Consider the following 727-nt stretch of genomic DNA (forward strand, 5'->3'; position numbering starts at 1 on the left):
GATGTAATTTTATTTCCTCCATATCGCTCTTATAAATATGAACTATTGATTGTCCTTGCCCAAGTTCTCTAAGTTTTTTTCTTCCTTCACCAAAATTTAAAAAATAGGATAAAAATAAACTATTGGCATTTTTAGGACTAAAAATAATGACATCTCCACCTGCGTAGCAATCTTCTTTTAATAAATATGTTGCAGATTTCCCGATTTCATCAATTGTTTCTCCTGAACCTGCAAATAAAATATCCCCGTATTTAATTTTTTTAGTAAGTGGAATTATTTTGTCTGATATAAAAGAATAAATCTTATTAATTTTAACATTATACCTTGTGTAAAGTTCACCATAGCGAATAGCATTATGCCCATTTTCTGAAAGTTCTTCTTTTGCAATACCAGCTCCTTTTGAAAAAACTCCAATATCAGCAAGTTTTGTTAATTGCCATTCTTTTGGAATATTTTTTTGTAATTGGTTAGTTTTCATATTAATTTACATAAATAATTTCTTCTCTATTATATATAAGAATCATTCCCTTGATTCAATCGATTATTTTGTGCTTTAAAATTTGCTTCTTCTTGTTTTGTCCAAGTATCAACATATACAGAAAAAGAAATTCTGCTCACTGAAGAATTTTTTGCTTCTTTTGAAATTTCTCCTCCACCCTCAATAAGTTGAAAAACTTTAATTCCTGCACGACCAGAACCACTTGTTGAATCTTCAACAGTAACAGCA

The 727-nt window shown here is 29.0% G+C and carries 2 protein-coding genes; both read right to left on the reverse strand.

Translation table 11 applies throughout. The annotated features are described in order from the left end of the window. The coding region (locus COU51_01475) for a restriction endonuclease subunit S (protein ID PIR66895.1) at window positions 1–478 on the reverse strand (478 nt) is incomplete at its 3' end. A gap of 29 nt (window positions 479–507) precedes the next feature. Then, on the reverse strand, window positions 508–727 hold a 220-nt coding region (locus COU51_01480), incomplete at its 5' end, for a hypothetical protein (protein ID PIR66896.1).

It is taken from the genome of Parcubacteria group bacterium CG10_big_fil_rev_8_21_14_0_10_36_14 (genome assembly GCA_002772895.1).
Classification (GTDB): domain Bacteria; phylum Patescibacteriota; class Patescibacteriia.